Source organism: Flavobacterium hydrocarbonoxydans, from assembly GCF_009789235.1.
Classification (GTDB): Bacteria; Bacteroidota; Bacteroidia; order Flavobacteriales; family Flavobacteriaceae; genus Flavobacterium; species Flavobacterium hydrocarbonoxydans.
Map to the genome: position 1 here is coordinate 1 of NZ_WSTB01000027.1, position 2895 is coordinate 2895.

Below are 2895 nucleotides of genomic sequence, written 5' to 3' on the forward strand. Positions count from 1 at the left end.
AATGATATCCACAGGAACATTTGTCGGGCGATTTGATCCTGCTGTAAAATTGATAAACACTTCATATTTACCTCTTTGAGCAATTGTTGGCGTAAAAGTAGCTGTTTTAGTTCCTTTTGCTGTATCGCCATCATGAATATAATTTGACCCAATATATCCTGCAGTTGCAGATGTTGCTGTCCAGGTACCAACCAAAGTAGCATTGAGATTATCAACAATAATAGATGTTTCTCCTGGTACAGTACAACCAGCACTTATTGGTGTAAAACTAACCGGAGCCGAATATGTCGAAGTTCCTGTTGCAGGACTATAACTTCTTATCGTGTAATAATAAACCGTTCCTCCTACAGGAGATTCAGAAACAGCAGAATTTGTTGCATTCCAAGAATACGTTTTTACTGTATTTACTACATCATTTACTACAACTGTACTATTTGGCGAAGTTGAAGTTGTAAAACCATCTGTGTTATTCCAGCCAGCTGATGATTTTGAAACTTGTATGCGATAATCTGCATTAGAAATTGTAGAATCCCAACTAAAATTTACTGGAGTACTTACATAAATTTGACCAGCAGCTGGAGTTATTGTCGTCGGAGCATTAGAAACACCACCTGCAGCAATTTTCCCTAATAAAACATTCCAACGTGCTGTGGTAAGATTTGGACAATCTGTTGATAATTTAACATCATTATGTCCATAGATTGCACGGTCCCCATTTGTAACTCTCCTTGTTTTAGAAATTCCATTTCTATCACATACATCAATTGCTAATGCAGCCGCCGCATTCAACATTGGCTGGCTATCCCACATGGCTAAATTCGTAGCTAATACTTCATGCTCCGTACTAATTCCAGCCCCGTTCCATTGTCCTTGTCCCGTTACCCCTTGTGCATAAGCGCGATCCGCTTCGCTAACAACTTGAGAAATTTGACCATCAGAATTACGAATACAATAATGAGCAGATGATGGAGTCGTTCTGCTGCAATCGCTAAACCAAGAAATCGCACCTTCGTAAGTTCCTGTAGCCATATAGTGAACAAAATAATAATCGATACCATATCCACTACGTCCAGTACCATAATTACAGGATGTAAATCTGGATAAAGCATCTGGATAATCAACTGCAGCAGTTGCAGCAGTTGCTGCTCCTTTTCCAGTAGTGCTCTTTTTTATAGTTTTTTGGCTCGGAATACTCACTACTTTTCCTTTAATATCAATAATCTCTTTCCAGAGAGTAACTGTTTTAGAACCTTCTTTAATTACTTTAAAAAAACGTTCTGCCAACGAAGTTTTCATTTCTTCATTGTTCAAACCAGTTAATTCTTTCGTTGCTTCAAACCAATCTTCTAAGCTTTTTGGGGCAGCATTTTTCTGATAACTTTTTAATAAAGCAGCAGCAGCTCTAATATTAGTTTTTGCATTTGTTTTAATAGCTTTTGGAGATGATTTGATCAATTTGGAAGCAACAGCAATTTGATTATTATAATCGCTTTCAATTAATCCCATAACTCCCCAGGATCCGTAAAAAGACGAAGAGACTTGTGTCCAGTTACTTTGTACCTGGCCAACAGCCATTAAAATTTCTACAGGAACTCCAAATTCTTTACTAGCAGCAGTAAAATATTTAGTCATCGTTTCTACAGAAGGATGTGGTCTGTTTAAGTATTCTTTTAAAAGTTCACCATTATGATCACAATCTAATTCATCGTGTTTTTCGGTTGATTTTTTGTGTTTTTTAGTTGTTGTATTTTTTTTGTTTGTTAATGCCAAATATTCGTCCATATTTCTTTGTAGAAATACCTCTCCATTTGATTTTACATTTTTTTTAATAGCAGACTTTACATACTTATCAGCCAAAGAATATAACTGACTATCACTTGCTCTCTTTGTTTCTGGAGTCGTTTGCGCAAAACTAGTTGCAACACATAACAAAACCAAAATAGCAGCGATTTGGTTTCGTAAATTAATAGGTTTGTTTTTCTTCATGTACATGGTTTTTGTTAATAAATAGTTTATGTTGGTTATGGTTAATAATTAAGGATTTAAAAAAAAAGCATAAAAGACCGCCAACTCACTAGACGGCCTTTTAGCCCAAAACAAATATTATTTGTTTAAAATGATTTTTTTGGTCGTGGCTTTTCCATCAGTAACAACCTGAAGTATATAAATCCCTTGTCCAAAACTGCTTAGATCCAGTTGCTGTTCATTTCCTTCAAAAGAAGTGTTTAAGATTTGTTGTCCCGTCATATTAAACAAGCGGACATCCGATTTTGAATTGTTTTCTAAAGTTAGATTCAAAATTCCGTTTGTTGGATTTGGATAGACTATCAATTCAGAAACTATTTTTTCTTTTTCTAATTCCTGAGTGTCAGCCATTTTTCTAGTTCCGGAACATCCCGAAATATAATTATGCTGAATATCATCAATCCAAACTGTCATTGCAGCTGCAGTGTTATTTTGTTTAATAACAATAGCATCAAGGGTTACTGAAGCTCCTCCAACAATACCGTTACCAGTTGTAATGGTTGTTCCTGCAGCAGTCGGTAAAAACCATTCGTAGTAATTCCAGGCTCCGTTATTGATAATTGCTAATGGAGGCAATTCTTCTAAACCATCAGCATCATCAATCCAAGCTGTTACTGTTGCTCCAGTATTAGCCGTACTTGTTTTTAACCAAAATCCAAAAGATCCCTGATTACCTACAAAAGCCTGATTATTTGCAGGAGTTCCTCCACCAGAAAGTAAACGCACTAACCAGTTTGTCGTAGCCGAAGTATTATCGTTTAAAACGGCTTTTAAACTTGCAGTACCATTTTTGAAACTATCTGTAGCTCTCGCCAAAGTTGAAGTTGTTGCAATACCCACAGTAGAACCCGAAGTAGTTGGAATTTGTGT

At 36.1% G+C, this 2895-nt stretch carries 2 protein-coding genes; both read right to left on the bottom strand.

What is annotated here, in order from left to right:
• The coding region (locus GON26_RS21450) for an N-acetylmuramoyl-L-alanine amidase (RefSeq protein WP_160376814.1) at positions 1–1986 on the bottom strand (1986 nt) is incomplete at its 3' end.
• 117 nt (positions 1987–2103) lie between these two features.
• A partial coding sequence (locus tag GON26_RS21455) for a T9SS type A sorting domain-containing protein (protein ID WP_160376815.1) occupies positions 2104–2895 on the bottom strand: 792 nt, incomplete at its 5' end.